Annotated in this window: 13 protein-coding genes; 8 read left to right on the top strand and 5 right to left on the bottom strand. The window is 60.2% G+C overall.

Features of this window, described 5'->3' with window-relative positions:
• Nucleotides 1-226: 226 nt before the first annotated feature.
• From nfuA to GVN17_RS12365, 3 genes are all read right to left on the bottom strand, one after another.
• The gene (gene nfuA / locus GVN17_RS12375) at nt 227-820 is read right to left on the bottom strand and encodes a Fe-S biogenesis protein NfuA (protein WP_120126365.1); all 594 of its coding nucleotides are present in this window, start codon (nt 818-820) and stop codon (nt 227-229) included.
• A gap of 121 nt (nt 821-941) precedes the next feature.
• Nucleotides 942-1964 (bottom strand): acyltransferase, encoded by a 1023-nt coding sequence (locus tag GVN17_RS12370; RefSeq protein WP_166595538.1) that lies wholly within the window; start codon nt 1962-1964, stop codon nt 942-944.
• 334 nt (nt 1965-2298) lie between these two features.
• Nucleotides 2299-4614: a fatty acid cis/trans isomerase gene (locus GVN17_RS12365; protein ID WP_166595537.1), complete on the bottom strand. Its 2316-nt coding sequence runs from the start codon at nt 4612-4614 to the stop codon at nt 2299-2301.
• A gap of 173 nt (nt 4615-4787) precedes the next feature.
• Between GVN17_RS12365 and metH the strand changes: the two genes are divergently transcribed.
• On the top strand, nt 4788-8498 hold the full coding sequence (gene metH, locus GVN17_RS12360) for a methionine synthase (protein ID WP_166595536.1): 3711 nt from the start codon (nt 4788-4790) through the stop codon (nt 8496-8498).
• A gap of 90 nt (nt 8499-8588) precedes the next feature.
• Nucleotides 8589-8831, top strand: coding sequence for a DUF2970 domain-containing protein (locus GVN17_RS12355; protein WP_166595535.1), 243 nt, complete (start codon nt 8589-8591; stop codon nt 8829-8831).
• A 9-nt stretch (nt 8832-8840) separates the two neighbouring features.
• Here the strand turns inward: GVN17_RS12355 and GVN17_RS12350 are convergent, their stop codons facing one another.
• The gene (locus GVN17_RS12350; RefSeq protein WP_166595534.1) at nt 8841-9929 is read right to left on the bottom strand and encodes an ABC transporter substrate-binding protein; all 1089 of its coding nucleotides are present in this window, start codon (nt 9927-9929) and stop codon (nt 8841-8843) included.
• Nucleotides 9930-10484: 555 nt separating this feature from the next.
• Here GVN17_RS12350 and GVN17_RS12345 point away from each other — a divergent pair.
• Nucleotides 10485-12143 carry a nitrite/sulfite reductase gene (locus tag GVN17_RS12345; protein WP_166595533.1) on the top strand — a complete coding sequence of 553 codons (1659 nt, stop codon included), beginning with the start codon at nt 10485-10487 and terminating at the stop codon, nt 12141-12143.
• Nucleotides 12127-12621, top strand: coding sequence for a DUF934 domain-containing protein (locus GVN17_RS12340; RefSeq protein ID WP_166595532.1), 495 nt, complete (start codon nt 12127-12129; stop codon nt 12619-12621). Before GVN17_RS12345 ends, GVN17_RS12340 begins: the two co-directional genes overlap by 17 nt.
• A gap of 215 nt (nt 12622-12836) precedes the next feature.
• Here the strand turns inward: GVN17_RS12340 and sohB are convergent, their stop codons facing one another.
• The gene (sohB, locus tag GVN17_RS12335; RefSeq protein WP_166595531.1) at nt 12837-13859 is read right to left on the bottom strand and encodes a protease SohB; all 1023 of its coding nucleotides are present in this window, start codon (nt 13857-13859) and stop codon (nt 12837-12839) included.
• Between the two features lie 204 nt (nt 13860-14063).
• Here sohB and GVN17_RS12330 point away from each other — a divergent pair, with 204 nt between their 5' ends.
• From GVN17_RS12330 to GVN17_RS12315, 4 genes are all read left to right on the top strand, one after another.
• The gene (locus tag GVN17_RS12330) at nt 14064-14774 is read left to right on the top strand and encodes a histidine phosphatase family protein (RefSeq protein ID WP_166595530.1); all 711 of its coding nucleotides are present in this window, start codon (nt 14064-14066) and stop codon (nt 14772-14774) included.
• A gap of 57 nt (nt 14775-14831) precedes the next feature.
• Nucleotides 14832-15146, top strand: a complete 315-nt coding sequence (locus tag GVN17_RS12325) for an SCP2 sterol-binding domain-containing protein (RefSeq protein WP_166595529.1) — start codon at nt 14832-14834, stop codon at nt 15144-15146.
• A gap of 219 nt (nt 15147-15365) precedes the next feature.
• Nucleotides 15366-16433: a phosphotransferase family protein gene (locus tag GVN17_RS12320; protein ID WP_166595528.1), complete on the top strand. Its 1068-nt coding sequence runs from the start codon at nt 15366-15368 to the stop codon at nt 16431-16433.
• A 39-nt stretch (nt 16434-16472) separates the two neighbouring features.
• Nucleotides 16473-17240, top strand: coding sequence for an SDR family oxidoreductase (locus tag GVN17_RS12315; RefSeq protein WP_166595527.1), 768 nt, complete (start codon nt 16473-16475; stop codon nt 17238-17240).
• Nucleotides 17241-17434 lie beyond the last annotated feature (194 nt).

Genomic DNA, 17434 nt, shown 5'->3' with positions numbered 1-17434 from the left:
CTGCTTGAGATCTGAAGCGACAACTACGTTGACACAGACCGCTCTTGGAAAAAGTGACCCGCCGTAAGGGCGGAACCTCAGCCAGCCCCGACGGAAAAACCGGATATGCCCCCATACCCAAGCACACAACACACTCGCCCTTACCGTACCCAAACCCCAATCCCCCAAACGCCACGCATAAAAAAGCCCCGACCAAATCGGGGCTTCTGACTACCGCGAAGACCACTCAGTAGTAAGCATTCTCTTTCTGAGTATGGTCCGTCACATCACGCACACCCGACAACTCGGGAATCCGCTCCAGCAACGTACGCTCAATCCCTTCCTTCAACGTCACATCCGCCTGCCCACAGCCCTGGCAACCGCCACCGAACTGCAACACAGCAATGTTTGCCTCATCTTCCTCAACCACATCAATCAGCGTAACCTGCCCGCCATGACTCGCCAGGCCCGGATTGATCTCCGTCTGCAAGTAATAATTGATGCGCTCGTTGATCGGACTGTCAGCATTGACCATCGGCACCTTCGCATTCGGCGCCTTGATCGTCAGCTGGCCACCCATGCGGTCGGTCGCATAATCGACCACCGCGTCGTCCAGAAACGCTTCGCTGAACGAGTCGATCCACGCCGTGAAGCTCTTGAGGCCAATGGCCTTGTCTTCTGGCTTCTCTTCGCCCGGCTTGCAGTAGGCGATGCAGGTTTCAGCGTATTGGGTGCCAGGCTGGGTAATAAACACGCGGATGCCGATGCCGGGGGTGTTCTGCTTTTGCAGCAGATCGGCCAGGTAATCGTGGGCGGCATCGGTAATAGTAATAGCGGTCATGAAAATTCCTCGCAGACGTGGGACGGAGTTTACGCCATTCCACGGCAACTGACAAAGTCCTAGTAAATCGGTCAGGTAATGCACCTGCGAGCCATTTTCATCCCGGCCGTCACGCCGGCCTTCACGACAACGCAGCCGCCTCCTTGAGCGCCCGGCGACTGTCCAGCCAGCCCTTCATGCGGCGATACAAGCCCTTCTCGATCCACTCGTAACTGAGCCACGCACCCAACGCGATGACCGGCACGCACACCGCAAACGCTGCGTACGGGTTCAGCCCGAAACGCTCGGTCGCCAGCCAGCCGCCGTACAGCACCAGCACGTGCAGCAGGTACACCGAATACGAACAATCGCCCATGGTTTTCAGCAAACGACTGCCGCGCAGGTAGGGTTCGAGGGAAATGCACGCCACAACGATGACCGCGCTCGGCAGGCCCCAATTGATGATGCGCACGTCCGGTGGCAACTGCTTGATCGTCAGCAGCGCCCCGCCAATCGCCATCAATGGCAACCACAGACGTTCGGTGATCCAGCCACGGCGGTAGATGACGCCAATGCCGATCCCGAGCAGGAATTCGTACACAATGTCGTTCGCGTAGAACCGGCTGATCAGGCCGGAGCGGCCCAGCACGTCGGTCACGGCAAACAGCGCGGCGGCGATGATCAGCGGACGCAAACGCTGCTGGAACAGGAAGACCATCGAAAACAGCACGTAGAACAGCATCTCGTAATTCAGCGTCCAGCCGACGTTCAGCGTCGGGTAAAGCCCGTAGCCGCCGGGGTTTTCCGAGGGGATGAACATCAGCGACAGAATGAAGCTTTGCCAATCGACCACCTGGTGCGGCAGCAGCGGATGCGCGACCACCACGAGCAGACCCATGACCAGGGTGTAGAGCCAATAAGCAGGGACGATGCGAATGATGCGGTTGAGCATGAAGCGGCGGACGGGAATGTCTTTGTCCACCGTCGAGAGGTAAATCACCAGACCGCTGATCACGAAGAAGATGTCGACGCCGACAGCGCCTTTTTCAGTGAAAAACCGGCCGACCGGGCCGCTGGGATGAAAGTCGAAAAAAATCTGCATGAAGTGGTGACACACAACGACCCACGCGGCGAGTGCCCGCAGGGCTTGAACCGAAATCAACATCTGTAACCTCTTGCTTGCTCGGGTTTGACCCACGCCCCTGGACATCAAAAATGCCCACGATGAAGGAACGGCTTACGGGGTCCGACTGCGTGTTTTGCAAAAAGGTTCGGCAGGACTGACGGGCTGCATAATGGCTGCAGGCCATGTTTTATAAGGGTTTTCGGGTTTCACTCAACGGAAATGGGGTGACGCAGCGCGTTCGGATGGCGCAAAAAAGTGTAGGAGCCGGCTTGCTGGCGAAGGCGGTGTGTCAGCGGATGCATTCAACCCTGACACGACGCCTTCGCCAGCAAGCCGGCTCCTACAGGAGGACGTGGCCAGTCAATGAAGCCGTTTACAGATTCTCATACCGGTTCATGTCCAACACCCCCGCCTCACGCGGTTCGGTCTCCTGAATGTAGCGGTCCAGGTCATGGAAGTAGGTCCAGAACAGCGGATGGCTGCGGCGCACGCCCCACCGCTCGACGATCTTCTCGAAAGCTGCCTTGTGCTCGCGGGCCTGCTCCATTGCGTCGACGAACGCGTTCACTTCGTTGGCCGGGATGTTGAAGATGAAATTCGGGTAGCTGCTCAACACACCCGGGTAGATCGTCAGCGTGTCCAGCCCCGGCTGGTAGCGGTACGCTTCGCCGAGCAGGAACGCGACGTTGCTGTGGGCGCGGTTGCGCAGCAGGCTGTAGACGACGCGTTTGCCGTTTCCGTCCTGAATCCGCAGCATCGTCGCTTCCGGCAGTTGATCAATGACCCGCAACCCGGCCGCCGGGCGCGACACCAAGCGGCTCAACGACTGCTCCACATCGCTGAACACCGGCCCTACACCCGGACGCGAGCAATACGCGCCGGTGCAGCGGTTGATCGGATCAGGGGCAGCGTTCAACGTCCCTGCCCGCTCGATCAGCTTGCGTTCGAAGTCGCGCTTGGGGTCTTTTTCGTCCAGCTTCAGGCCGGTCGGCGTGTCGTCGTCGATGGCCTGATAATCCAGCCACATCTTCACTTTGCCGCTGTCCTGATACCAACTGCCGAGAATGTCGTCGCGCTTGTCGGCCGGCATCAGACGCAGGAAGTTAACCTCGGCACCGTTGCGGATCAGATCGAAGTACAGACGGGTCTGCACCTGATGGGACACGTTGCCGTAGACGTCGAAGTTGACCACCAACTGGTAATAGGTGCGCTCCAGCAGCGGGTAGTCGAACAGCCAGACCGTGGTCGGCAGGTCGCCGATGAGGCCCTTGTTAACGGTGGCGCTGTCGAAGTGACGGAAAATCGTGAGCAAGGCATTGTCGTTGCCCGCCCACAGCGTCGCCCAGCCCGGTGGCGGCATGTGCGCGTAGGCGTCGCTGCGCAGGTCTTCATAGGCGTTGCGCTTGTTGCGGTAGTCGTGCCACAGGCTCAACACGCTGCCGACGTCGTCGTTCTGCCCCGGCATCGCCAGCAACGGCGTGGCCTTGCCGCGATACACCGCGTCGGTGATGTAGCGGTCATGGGCCGGTTCCTGGAACAGCGCCCAGAAATGGTCGCGAATCACGTCGGTGGCGATCTGACCCCGACAGACAGGCCCGCGAATGAAGGTGCGCACGAAGTATTCGGCGTTATCCAGCATGAACTGGTAACGCGCCACGGCCGGGATTTCCTTGAACGTGTCGAAGGGGTTGGCCCGGCGCTGAGGCCCGTAGCCCGGCAGCTGCGTGGCGTGCCAGTCGCCGCTGTAAAACAGCTGCTTCACCCGCGCCAGTTTCTGCGGCCCCATCGGATAGGTGATGTGGGTTTTGTGCACGATGACGCCCTGAATGGGCATCAGGCGGTAATAGAAGGTGGTGCCCGGATCGTCATCGGGGCGACGGGTAGCGATGAGGTCCACCGGCTGGCCGCTTGGCGTCCGTGAACGCACCCACTGGAAGAAATGCCCCTGCTCGCCGTCAGTGAAATAGACGTGGGCCAGGAACAGGTGCTCGTACAGCCAGCGGGCCACCAGCGCCTCGGTCGAACCGGGCCGGTTGAACAGGTTTTCCCACTCGGTGATTTCCGCGGCCTCGCCTGCACTCGGCTGCACCGGGGTTTGCTCGACCGGCGCGCCCTGGGCCAGCCAGGTTTGCAACGTGGTGTACTGCGCGTCACTCAGACCGGTGACCGCCAGTGGCATGCCCTGCCCAGGGTGCGACTTGGCGTAGCCGTCGAACTCCTGAGGCAATGGGCACATGTTCTCGCGATTAAGCCCCAGCACGATGTCGTCCGGCAGCTTGGCATTGGGGACCAGCGGCGAGCTGTGGCCGAATTCGAGCATCTTCGACAGCAACGCCGCCTGATTGCTCTGACCGTCCAGCACCGAATAGAAGCCTTTCTTGCGCCAGGCGTCAGGGCCTTCGGCGTCGTAGAAAATCCGCGTCGGTGCAATCGCCTGACTGCGCTCGCCCTGATACACGGGCACCTTGGACGCCCCGCGCAACACTCCTTCCCCGCTGCCCAGGTTCAACTGACAGGCCGCGTCGTTACAGGCATGGCAGGCCACGCATTTCTCGGTGAAGATCGGCTGAATGTCCCGACTGTAGGAAATGGCGGGATGGGGAACAGAAGACGGCGGAAGAGGTGATTGCGCGAACGCCGCACCGCATAACAGAAGGGCCAACACCGTGGCGAACACGCGATGCAACATGGAACGGACGTCCTGATAGAAAAAACCTGCGGCGATTCTACCCGTGGCGAGCCGCCATCAACATGAACAGAATTCATCTAAATTCCGTGACGGTTTAAAACCGTACAGGTTTGCTATTATTTCGCACCTTTCAGCGTCCCCTTTTTTTCGTATTTCTTCGTCCGGGTAAGCCAATGTCAGATCGCAACGCGCGTCTTCAAGCACTTCAACAAGCTCTCAAGGAACGCATTCTGATTCTCGATGGCGGCATGGGCACCATGATCCAGAGCTATCGGCTGGAGGAAGAAGACTACCGGGGCAAGCGCTTCGCTGACTGGCCGAGCGACGTCAAGGGCAACAACGACCTGCTGGTCCTGACCCGCCCGGACGTGATCGGCGCCATCGAGAAGGAATACCTCGACGCGGGCGCGGACATTCTCGAAACCAACACCTTCAACGCCACTCAAGTGTCCCAGGCCGACTACGGCATGGAAGCGCTGGTCTACGAGCTGAACGTCGAAGGCGCACGCCTGGCCCGCAAGGTCGCCGATGCCAAGACCCTGGAAACCCCGGACAAGCCGCGTTTCGTCGCGGGCGTGCTTGGCCCGACCAGCCGCACCTGCTCGCTGTCGCCCGACGTCAACAACCCCGGCTACCGCAACGTCACCTTCGATGAACTGGTGGAGAACTACACCGAGGCCACCAAAGGCCTGATCGAAGGCGGCGCGGACCTGATCCTCATCGAAACCATCTTCGACACCCTGAACGCCAAGGCCGCGATCTTTGCCGTGCAAGGCGTGTTCGATGAAATCGGCTTCGAACTGCCGATCATGATTTCCGGCACCATCACCGACGCCTCGGGCCGCACCCTGTCGGGCCAGACCACTGAAGCGTTCTGGAACTCGGTGCGCCACGCCAAGCCGATTTCCGTGGGCCTGAACTGCGCGTTGGGCGCCAGCGAACTGCGCCCGTACCTGGAAGAACTGTCGAACAAGGCCGAAACCCAGGTTTCCGCGCACCCGAACGCTGGCCTGCCAAACGAATTCGGCGAATACGACGAGTCGCCTGCCGAGATGGCCAAGGTAGTCGAAGAGTTCGCCCAGAGCGGTTTCCTCAACATCGTTGGCGGCTGCTGCGGCACTACCCCGGCGCACATCAAGGCCATCGCCAACGCGGTGTCCAAGTACCCGCCGCGTGTCATTCCGGAGATTCCAAAAGCCTGCCGCCTCTCGGGCCTGGAGCCGTTCACCATTGATCGCAGCTCGCTGTTCGTCAACGTCGGCGAGCGCACCAACATCACCGGTTCCGCCCGTTTCGCCCGCCTGATCCGTGAAGACAACTACACCGAAGCGCTCGAAGTCGCGCTGCAACAGGTCGAAGCCGGTGCCCAGGTGATCGACATCAACATGGACGAAGGCATGCTGGACTCGAAGAAGGCCATGGTGACCTTCCTCAACCTGATCGCAGGCGAGCCGGACATCTCCCGCGTGCCGATCATGATCGACTCCTCGAAATGGGAAGTGATCGAGGCTGGCCTGAAGTGCATTCAGGGCAAGGGCATCGTCAACTCGATCAGCATGAAAGAAGGCGTCGAGCAGTTCATCCATCACGCCAAGCTGTGCAAGCGCTATGGCGCCGCGGTGGTGGTGATGGCGTTCGACGAAGCCGGTCAGGCCGACACCGAAGCGCGCAAGAAAGAAATCTGCAAACGGTCCTACGACATTCTGGTCAACGAAGTCGGCTTCCCGCCGGAAGACATCATCTTCGACCCGAACATCTTCGCCATCGCCACCGGCATCGAAGAGCACAACAACTACGCGGTCGATTTCATCAATGCCTGCGCCTACATCCGCGACGAGCTGCCGTATGCGTTGACCTCGGGTGGCGTGTCCAACGTGTCGTTCTCGTTCCGGGGCAACAACCCGGTGCGCGAGGCGATTCACTCGGTGTTCCTGCTGCACGCAATCCGCAACGGCCTGACCATGGGCATCGTTAACGCTGGTCAGCTGGAAATCTACGACGAGATCCCGGTCAAGCTGCGTGAAGCGGTGGAAAACGTGGTCCTTAACGTCAATGAGGAAGGCACTGAAAAGCTGCTGGCCATCGCCGACGAGTTCAAGGGCGACGGTTCGGTGAAAGAAGCCGAAACCGAAGAGTGGCGCGGCTGGGAGGTCAACGAACGCCTCAAGCACGCGCTGGTCAAGGGCATCACCACCCACATCGTCGAAGACACCGAGCTGTCGCGCCAGTCGTTTGCACGGCCCATCGAAGTGATCGAAGGCCCGCTGATGGCGGGCATGAACGTGGTCGGCGACCTGTTCGGCTCGGGCAAAATGTTCCTGCCGCAGGTGGTGAAATCCGCCCGCGTGATGAAGCAGGCAGTCGCGCACCTGATCCCTTTCATCGAAGCCGAAAAAGGCGACAAGCCGGAAGCCAAAGGCAAGATTCTCATGGCCACGGTGAAAGGCGACGTGCACGACATCGGCAAGAACATCGTCGGGGTGGTGCTGGGCTGTAACGGCTACGACATCGTCGACCTCGGCGTGATGGTGCCAGCGGAAAAGATCCTGCAAGTGGCCAAGGAACAGAAGTGCGACATCATCGGCCTGTCCGGCCTGATCACCCCGTCGCTGGACGAAATGGTCCACGTCGCCCGTGAAATGCAGCGTCAGAACTTCAGCCTGCCGCTGATGATCGGCGGCGCGACCACGTCCAAGGCGCACACGGCGGTGAAGATCGAGCCGAAGTACAGCAATGACGCCGTGATTTACGTTACCGATGCTTCACGCGCCGTTGGCGTGGCGACGCAGTTGCTGTCGAAGGAGCTGAAAGCCGGCTTCATCGAGAAGACTCGCGCCGAATACGTCGAAGTCCGCGAACGCACTTCGGCCCGCAGCGCCCGTACCGAGCGCCTGAGCTACAGCGCGGCCATCGCCAAAAAGCCGCAGTTCGACTGGGCCGAGTACCAGCCACACACGCCGACCTTCACCGGGGTCAAGGTGCTGGAAGACATCGACCTGAACGTGCTGGTGGATTACATCGACTGGACGCCGTTCTTCATCTCCTGGGACCTGGCGGGCAAATACCCGCGCATCCTCACCGACGAAGTCGTGGGTGAAGCGGCGACCTCGCTGTTCAAGGACGCTCAGGAACTGCTGCGCAAGCTGATTGACGAGAAGCTGATTCGCAGCCGCGCGGTGTTCGGTTTCTGGCCTGCGAATCAGGTGGACCACGACGACATTCAGTTGCTCGACGACAACGGCGAGCCGCTCGCCAAGCTGCATCACCTGCGTCAGCAGATCATCAAGACCGACGGCAAGCCGAACTTCTCCCTGGCCGACTTCGTAGCGCCCAAAGACAGCGGCGTGACCGACTACGTGGGCGGTTTCATCACCACGGCGGGCATCGGCGCTGAAGAGGTGTCCAAGGCGTATCAGGACAAAGGCGACGACTACAACGCGATCATGGTCAAGGCACTGGCGGACCGTCTGGCCGAAGCCTGCGCGGAGTGGCTGCACCAGCAAGTGCGTAAAGAGTATTGGGGTTACGCCTCTGAAGAGCAGTTGGACAACGAAGACCTGATCAAAGAGAAATACGTCGGCATCCGCCCTGCCCCCGGTTATCCGGCGTGCCCGGACCATACCGAGAAAGGTGTGCTGTTCGACCTGCTCGACCCGACCCAAGGTGACGGTAAACCGGGCATCAGCGGTGTATTCCTGACCGAGCACTACGCGATGTTCCCGGCGGCAGCGGTCAGCGGCTGGTACTTCGCTCACCCGCAGGCGCAGTATTTTGCGGTGGGCAAGGTCGACAAGGATCAGGTCGAAAGCTACAACGCCCGCAAAGGCCAGGAAATGCGCGTGACCGAGCGCTGGCTGGCGCCGAACTTGGGGTATGACGAGTAACGTCGCTCCCGCGCAAGCCTGCTTCTGCCGAAGGCGTAGATACCGCAGCGCGGACCGTGAGCTATCCTCCTTGGATACAAGGAGGATGTCATGGAACCCTCATCCAACGATTCCCCTCAACACCCCGAAGATCCCAAACCACCCACCTTCTGGCAGATGCTGCACAGCGTCATGGCGGCAGCCTTTGGCGTCCAAAGCCACAAGAACCGAGCGCGGGACTTTACCCATGGCAAGCCCTCGCATTTCGTGATCATGGGCGTGGCATTCACGGCGATTTTCGCGTTGGTGTTGTTGGGCATCGTGCAACTGGTGCTGTATTTCGCCCTGAACTGATAGCGGCGCTCAGTTGGACGTTTCCAGCCGCACGAAGGGGTACGTCACGCTCGGCGGGCTGTGACCCCCGACAAACTCACGCACGTCAATGTCGTAATCGTCGCGGGCATTGGCCTGCATGAAGTGCACGCTGTCGCGACGCTCCCTGATCTGCATCGCGCGCACGATCCATGAGCCGATGGCCTGACGGGTTTTGGGGTCGGTATGGTCATAATCATTCAACAGCACCAGCGCCCAGCCGCCCAGCGTGAAATGCCCGCCCGCCACCACCGTCAGACGCCCTTCCAGCAAGGCTTGCAAGGCTGCAGTGGAGTCGTTGATGGTGCCGAGCCAGATGTCCTTGCCCGGCTGCTTGCCCGCCTCGCGCACAGCATCGATGACACCAAACGCCATTTGATCGCTGGCGGTCCAGATGAGGTGCACGTTGGGGTAGCGCTTGAGCAGCACTTGCGCCTGTTCATACGCACGGTCCCGGCGCCAGCCGCCAAGGACGATCTGCCGAAGACGTATCTCCGGGTGTTCGGCCAAGGCGCGATAAAGGCCGCGCTCCCGCTGCAACGACACCGGCGTGCTGTTGGTGCCGGAAAACGCCAGCATGTCAATGGTCTGGCCGGGCAGCACCGGAGGATGCGAGTCAATCAAACGCTTGGCGACGAGATACCCGCCCTCCTCGTCGTTGGCCACCACACTGCCGAGGAAATCCGGGTAGCGACTGTGCAGGTCGCCGAGAATGGCCAGTTGGTCGTCTGTGAACGTGTTGTTCACTGCCAGCAGTTTCACGCCGCTGCCCACGGACAGACGCAGCACCTCCGGCGCCACATTCAGCTCATTGGAAAACACCAGATAATCCGGACGCGGGCTGCCCTGCAACGCGTTGCGCGCGAGGGTCAGCAAGGTGCGCGTATCGCGATCGGTGTAATAGACGGTCAGGTCCATGCCCAGGCGACTGGCAGCCGCCTCCATGAATCGGGAATAGCTGTTCCAGTAAGGATCAGGCGTCGAACCCGGATTGAGAAACACAACCGACGCGGCCCAGGCACCGCCCAGCCAAAGCCAGCCCACGACGCCAATGAGGCAGCCACTGAAAAACCTGATCATGGACACCGAGCCTCAACGCCATAAAGTATGCAGACGACCTTGCACAGGTCTGCTTATACCTTATCGGCAGCGGCCGGGTAAGTTGTACCCCGCGTCAGCCCGGTGTCCGCGCTACTGGTGACTGACCCAGAAAACGGCGGCCCCCACGACGAGTACGATGAGAAAGAAAATCGCCCAGGCATCTACATGACTGTCGGACTTGGCAGTTTTAGGGTGGTGGTTGCTCATTGCATCGCCTCTTGTCGGTCTTATGGGTGATTGCAGATCCAGCCCGCCGGAGACGGTTGACCCCGGCTGTCTCGTGAGTAAAGTTGAGGCGTGTCCTTATCACAAGGGGGACTGTGGGCAACTGACGAAGCGCTTAGCACGTTCGGTTCTTTGCTTATATTCAAACATCACTTTTGCGCATATCCACAAACTGGTAACCTCCGCCCGGCCTCGTTGAGGCTGCGCGACCGTGCGCGCAGATTTGTCGGGACATCCTGAATGCAGGCGGCATCGCATCGCCTCTCAGATCATCCAGACAGCAGTGAACCGCCTGAGAACAGGACCACCATGTACGTATACGACGAGTACGATCAGCGGATCGTCGAGGACCGCGTCAAGCAGTTCCGCGACCAGACCCGCCGCTATCTGGCCGGCGAACTCAGCGAAGAAGAGTTCCGCCCGCTCCGCCTGCAAAACGGCCTCTACATTCAGCGCTTCGCCCCGATGCTGCGCGTGGCGGTGCCTTACGGACAACTGACTTCGCGTCAGACACGGATGCTGGCGAAAATCGCCCGCGACTACGACAAAGGCTACGCGCACATCAGCACCCGCCAGAACGTGCAGTTCAACTGGCCCGCGCTGGAAGACATTCCCGACATCCTCGCCGAACTGGCGACCGTGCAGATGCACGCGATCCAGACCAGCGGCAACTGCCTGCGCAACGTCACCACGGACCAATTCGCTGGCGTCGCTGCTGACGAACTGGTTGACCCGCGCCCATGGTGCGAGATCGTGCGTCAGTGGACGACCTTCCACCCGGAATTCGCCTACCTGCCGCGCAAGTTCAAGATTGCGATCAACGGCTCGACGTCTGACCGCGCCGCCATCGAAGTGCACGACATTGGCCTTGAGCCGATCAAGAACGCTGCGGGCGAGCTGGGCTTCCGTGTACTGGTCGGTGGTGGCCTCGGTCGTACGCCGGTGGTGGGTGCGTTCATCAACGAATTCCTGCCGTGGCAAGACCTGTTGAGCTACCTCGACGCCATCCTGCGTGTGTACAACCGCTATGGCCGTCGTGACAACAAGTACAAGGCCCGGATCAAGATTCTGGTCAAGGCCCTGACCCCGGAAGTCTTCGCTGAAAAGGTCGAGGCCGAAATGGCTCACCTGCGCGGCGGCCAGACCACCCTCACCGAAGCCGAAGTGCACCGCATCGCCAAGCACTTCGTCGACCCCGAGTACAAGGCCCTCGCTGACCATAGCGCGGAGCTGGCTCAGCTCGACAAAGAGCACCCGGGTTTCGCCCGCTGGCGCACCCGTAATGTGCTGGCCCATAAAAAACCGGGCTACGCGGCCGTGACCCTGTCGCTTAAACCCACCGGCGTGGCGCCGGGCGACGTCACCGACAAGCAGCTGGACGGCATCGCCGACCTGGCCGACCGCTACAGCTTCGGCCAACTGCGCACCTCTCACGAGCAGAACGTGATTCTGGCCGACGTCGAGCAGAGCCAACTGTTCGCGATGTGGGGCGAGCTGCGTGAGCAAGGCTTCGCGACCCCGAACATCGGCCTGCTGACCGACATCATCTGCTGCCCTGGCGGTGACTTCTGCTCGCTGGCCAACGCCAAGTCGATCCCGATCGCCGAATCCATCCAGCGCCGTTTTGACGATCTCGACTACCTGTTCGACATCGGTGAGCTGGACCTGAACATCTCCGGCTGCATGAACGCCTGCGGCCACCACCACGTCGGCCATATCGGCATTCTGGGCGTGGACAAGAAAGGCGAAGAGTTCTATCAGGTTTCTCTCGGCGGCAGTGCCAGCCGGGACGCAAGCCTGGGCAAGATTCTTGGCCCGTCGTTCGCACAGGACGCCATGCCGGACGTGATCGAGAAGCTGATCAACGTCTACGTCGAAAAACGCAACGAAGACGAGCGTTTCATCGACACGTACCAGCGTATCGGCATCGACCCTTTCAAGGAGCGCGTCTATGCAGCGAATCATTAAGAACAACGAAGTCATCGACGAGACCTGGCACCTGCTGCCGAAGGACACCACCCTCGACGGCCTGTCCAACTGCGACGACCTGATCGTGCCGCTGGCGCTGTGGCGTGACCACGGCCATGCGCTCAAAGCCCGCGATGGTGGCCTTGGCGTGTGGCTGGACGCCGACGAGGAAGCCGAGGAAATCGGTGAGGACGCCAGCCAGTTCCAGGTGATTGCCCTGAACTTTCCGGCATTCACCGACGGCCGCAGCTACTCCAATGCGCGTCTGCTGCGCGACCGCTACGGCTTCAAGGGCGAACTGCGGGCGATTGGCGACGTGTTGCGCGATCAACTGTTCTACCTGCGCCGTTGCGGCTTCGACGCCTTCGCCATTCGCGCGGACAAAGACCCGTATGAGGCGCTGGAAAGCCTGAAAGACTTCTCCGTGACCTACCAGGCTGCCACTGACGAGCCTTTGCCGCTGTTCCGTCGTCGTTGATTCGACGCTGAAAAGCGAGCAACAAAAAGCCCCGGTTTCGTGAGAAGCCGGGGCTTTTTTTGGGGCAGACGCAGCCTATCTGGAGGCATGTGAAGAATCTGTGGGAGCGAATTCATTCGCGATGCGAGGGTACATCCGACAGCGACGTGTCGGTCATCACGACCTCTCGCGAATGAATTCGCTCCCACAGGGTTAAAAGAACGCCCGAACTTTCCTTACCAGAACCGCTGCTGCATCAACCGGCTCCACCAACCTGTCACCAGACGATCCACCGAGCCGCTGGCCGCCAGGCCCACGCGCTCCTGCAAACTCTTGCGCTCGGCATAGTGCAAATGGAACACGTCGGCGGTCTTGGCCTTGTCAGCCAGGTATTCGTCGCTGGTCTTCAATTCATCTACCAATTGCTTATCCTTGGCGGCCATGCCCAGCCAGACTTCACCGGTGGCCACTTCATCGATCTGCAATTGCGGGCGGTAGCTGGCGACGAAGTTCTTGAACAGCTCGTGAGTAATGTCCAAGTCTTGCTGGAATTTTTCGCGGCCCTTCTCGGTGTTTTCGCCAAACACCGTCAGCGTGCGTTTGTATTCACCGGCGGTCAGCACTTCGAAGTCGATGTCATGCTTCTTCAGCAAGCGATTGACGTTCGGCAGTTGCGCCACCACGCCAATGGACCCCAGCACCGCAAACGGCGCGCTGATGATGCGATTGCCGATACAGGCCATCATGTAACCGCCGCTGGCCGCGACCTTGTCGATGCAGATAGTCAGCGGAATGCCCGCTTGGCGAATCCGCGCCAGTTGCGACGACGCCAGACCGTAGCTGTGCACCATGCCGCCGCCACTTTCCAGACGCAGCACTACTTCGTCCTTGTCGGTGGCAAGGGTCAACAGTGCCGTGATCTCGTGGCGCATGCTCTCGGTGGCCGAGGCCTTGATGTCACCGTCGAAATCCAGCACATAGACGCGTGGCTTGACCACCGGCTGTTTCTTGTCCTTCTTCTGCTCTTTGGCCTGGGCCTTGCGCAGCGCCTTCAGGCGGGCCTTGTCCAGCAACGAGCCTTCAAGGCGGTCGCGCAGGCCCTTGTAGAAATCATTGAGCTTAGTCACGTGCAACTGACCACCGCCGCCACGACGACCGCGCCCGCGCATGGACGCGATGACGACCAGCACCACGACAATCGCGACCACCACTGTGACGGTCTTTGCCAGAAAGCTGGCGTAATCGAACATGAACTCCACAGAAACTCCTTACCTGTACGTCTGATCCGGGACAGGATCGCGAATGAGCCCAGCATACCGGCGTGCCTTGCGCCGGGCCAGTCGCGCAACCGTCAAAGATCATGACAATCGACCAATTCAAACAAGCGTATGTTTTTTCATTGACAGACCCTGCACCGTCCTCATAACCTCCCAACACTTTCAACGTACCGGGACGACGCGGACGTGGGCAGCATCTATCTGATACGACATGGCCAGGCTTCCTTTGGTGCGGACGATTATGACGTTCTGTCGCCGACCGGTTATCGCCAGGCCGAAGTCCTCGGCGCGCACTTGGCGCAGTTGGGTCTGACGTTTGATCGCTGTCTATCGGGCAACCTGTTTCGTCAACGCCACACCGCCGAAACGGCGCTGGCGCAAATGGACGCCGCAGGGCTTACCACGCCCCCGCTGGAAACCGATACTGCCTTCAACGAATTCGACGCCGAAGCGGTGATCCGCGCCCTGCTCCCCGCGATGTTGAGCGATGAGCCGCACGCGTTGGAGATCATGCGCAATGCGGCGCACAACCGCGCTGAGTTTCAGCGCCTGTTTGCGCTGATCGTCGGTCGCTGGCTCGGCGGCGAGCACGACACCCCGGCGCTGCAAAGCTGGCTGGCGTTCGTCGAACAGGTGAAGGCAGGCCTCGACCGGATTCTTGAGAGCGCCAGCCACAACGACCGCATCGCCGTGTTCACCTCCGGCGGCACCATCACCGCCCTGCTCCACCTGATCACCCGGATACCTGCAACCCAGGCATTCGAACTCAACTGGCAAATCGTCAACACCTCGCTCAACCACCTGAAATTCCGGGGTCGCGAGGTGTCCCTGGCTTCCTTCAACAGTCTTGCGCACCTGCAACTGATGAAGGCGCCGGAGCTCATCACCTACCGCTGAGCCCGGCCAATCGCACCCGCAAGGTGCCAGCAATCACTCATATGAAAGGATGACCCCATGACCTCCGTAGCCGACGCCGTACAAGCCATGAAAGCCAAGTTCAACCCGGAAGCCGCTGCGGGCCTGGACCTGGTGTTCGGTTTCCGTATCGACGAAACCAAGAACTTCTCGCTGATCGTCAAGGACAAGACCTGCGAGCTGCAGGAAGGCGAAAACCCTGACGCCCAAGTGACCCTGGTCATGGACGGCGAAACCCTGGAAGGCATCGTCAGCGGCGAGACCGACGGCATGCAGGCCTTCATGGGCGGCAAACTGCGCGCAGAAGGCGACATGATGCTGGCGATGAAATTGAGCGAGCTGTTCCCGTCATAAACCTCAGGTTTCACTACGAGCTGCGATGTGAATCCTGAAAACCGAAGCTTCCGGGCTTCGGTTTTTTTTGCTCCATGGTTTCCGGACACCTGGATCAAAGCGGCTGATTGATCCGTAACACGCTCGCCAATAAGGCCCGCCATGGCTTGTCCGGCAGGCGGTGCGCGCATTAGATTAGTCAATGATCATGACCCTCCAAAATAAACAACAGGGATAAGCATGGCGCTCACCGACCAGTCCACCCAGGTTCGATCCGGCGAAGAACTCGACGCCGCGCTGATCGATCCGTACCTCAAGGCCCATATTCCGGGCCTGAGCGGCACCGCGCAGATCAGCCAGTTTCCCGGTGGCGCGTCCAACCTGACCTACCTGCTGAAATACCCCGAGCAGGAATTCGTCTTGCGTCGCCCACCGTTCGGCCACAAGGCGAAAAGCGCCCACGACATGGGCCGCGAATTCCGCATTCTCAACCAGCTCAAAGACGCCTTTCCCTACTGCCCCAAGGCTTACGTGCACTGCACCGACGACTCGGTGATTGGCGCTGAGTTCTACGTCATGGAGCGGGTCAAGGGCATCATTTTGCGCGCCGAACTGCCTGCCGAACTGAACTTCGATGCCGCGCAGACCGAAGCGCTGTGCAAAAGCTTCATCGACAAACTGGTGGACTTGCATCAGGTGGATTACACGGCGTGCGGCCTTGGCGATCTGGGCAAACCGCAGGGCTATGTCGAGCGACAGATTCGTGGCTGGGCCGAGCGCTATGAAAAGGCCCGCACCCCGGACGCACCCAGCTGGGAAAAGGTCGCGCGCTGGCTCGACGACAAGAAACCCGCCGATCACCCGACCTCAAGCCTGGTGCACAACGATTACCGCTTCGACAACGTCATCCTCGACCCCGATAACCCGATGCAGATCATCGGCGTGCTCGACTGGGAGCTGACCACGCTGGGCGACCCGCTGATGGACCTGGGCAACAGCCTGGCGTACTGGATTCAGGCCGATGATCCCGCCCCCGTCCAATTGATGCGCCGCCAGCCGAGCCATGCACCCGGCATGCTGACCCGGGAACAGTTCGTCGCGTATTACGCCGAACGCTCCGGGATTCGCATCGATAACTTCGACTTTTACTACACCTACGGGCTGTTCCGTCTGGCAGGCATCGTCCAGCAAATCTATTACCGGTTTTTCCACGGCCAGACTCAGGACAAACGTTTCGCCCAGTTCATTCACATGAACACGCTGCTGGAACGCATGGCCTTGCAGGTGATTGACCGCTCTAGCCTCTGATGGCGCTTAACCCTTTCGCGACAGGATAAGGAAGACAATATGTCCAAGACTCAACTGTTCGACCTCGACGGCAAGATCGCCTTCGTGTCCGGCGCCAGCCGTGGTATCGGCGAGGCCATCGCCAAACTGCTGGCCCAGCAAGGCGCCCACGTCATCGTCTCCAGTCGCAAGCTCGACGGTTGCCAGCACGTGGCTGACGCAATCATCGCCGACGGTGGCAAGGCCACGGCGATTGCCTGCCACATTGGCGAGATGGAACAGATCAGCGGGGTCTTTGCGCGCATTCGTGAAGAGTTCGGACGCCTCGACATTCTGGTCAACAACGCGGCCACCAACCCGCAATTCTGCAACGTGCTGGACACCGACCTCGGAGCCTTCCAGAAAACCGTGGACGTGAACATTCGCGGTTACTTCTTCATGTCGGTGGAAGCGGGCAAACTGATGCGCGAACACGGGGGTGGCAGCATCATCAACGTGGCGTCGATCAATGGGGTCTCACCGGGGGTGTTCCAGGGCATCTATTCGGTGACCAAGGCAGCCGTGATCAACATGACCAAGGTCTTCGCCAAGGAATGCGCGCAGTTCGGGATTCGCTGCAACGCGTTGCTGCCGGGCCTGACCGACACCAAGTTCGCCTCGGCGCTGGTGAGTAACGACGCCATTTTGAAAACCGCATTGGCGCAAATCCCCCTCAAGCGCGTGGCTGCCCCGAGCGAGATGGCCGGGACCGTGTTGTACCTGGCCAGCGATGCGTCGAGCTATACCACGGGCGTGGCGCTGAATGTCGATGGCGGGTTCCTGTCCTGAACACCCACCTTCTAATCTGTCGGTGATCCCTCTGTGGGAGCGAATTCATTCGCGAATGGTCGTCCAGACGATGCACCTACGTCGGATGAACCGCCTTCGCGAATGAATTCGCTCCCACAGTTAAGTCCGCGTCAGACCGCACATTTTGTGGCGATATCGAACGCCCTGTGGGAGCGAATTCATTCGCGAAAGGA

The organism is Pseudomonas sp. SLFW (assembly GCF_009905615.1).
In the GTDB taxonomy this organism is placed as follows: domain Bacteria; phylum Pseudomonadota; class Gammaproteobacteria; order Pseudomonadales; family Pseudomonadaceae; genus Aquipseudomonas; species Aquipseudomonas bambusae.
The sequence above is the reverse complement of the archived record's forward strand: the minus strand, read 5'-3'. Positions and strand labels throughout refer to the sequence as shown.

Bases quoted from the DNA above. Each gene is read 5' to 3' on its own strand.
- GVN17_RS12370 (WP_166595538.1), bottom strand. From the start codon at position 1,964: ATGTTGATTTCGGTTCAAGCCCTGCGGGCACTCGCCGCGTGGGTCGTT.
- metH (WP_166595536.1), top strand. From the start codon at position 4,788: ATGTCAGATCGCAACGCGCGTCTTCAAGCACTTCAACAAGCTCTCAAG.
- GVN17_RS12315 (WP_166595527.1), top strand. From the start codon at position 16,473: ATGTCCAAGACTCAACTGTTCGACCTCGACGGCAAGATCGCCTTCGTG.
- GVN17_RS12320 (WP_166595528.1), top strand. From the start codon at position 15,366: ATGGCGCTCACCGACCAGTCCACCCAGGTTCGATCCGGCGAAGAACTC.
- GVN17_RS12325 (WP_166595529.1), top strand. From the start codon at position 14,832: ATGACCTCCGTAGCCGACGCCGTACAAGCCATGAAAGCCAAGTTCAAC.
- GVN17_RS12365 (WP_166595537.1), bottom strand. From the start codon at position 4,614: ATGTTGCATCGCGTGTTCGCCACGGTGTTGGCCCTTCTGTTATGCGGT.
- GVN17_RS12345 (WP_166595533.1), top strand. From the start codon at position 10,485: ATGTACGTATACGACGAGTACGATCAGCGGATCGTCGAGGACCGCGTC.
- GVN17_RS12340 (WP_166595532.1), top strand. From the start codon at position 12,127: ATGCAGCGAATCATTAAGAACAACGAAGTCATCGACGAGACCTGGCAC.
- nfuA (WP_120126365.1), bottom strand. From the start codon at position 820: ATGACCGCTATTACTATTACCGATGCCGCCCACGATTACCTGGCCGAT.
- GVN17_RS12355 (WP_166595535.1), top strand. From the start codon at position 8,589: ATGGAACCCTCATCCAACGATTCCCCTCAACACCCCGAAGATCCCAAA.
- GVN17_RS12350 (WP_166595534.1), bottom strand. From the start codon at position 9,929: ATGATCAGGTTTTTCAGTGGCTGCCTCATTGGCGTCGTGGGCTGGCTT.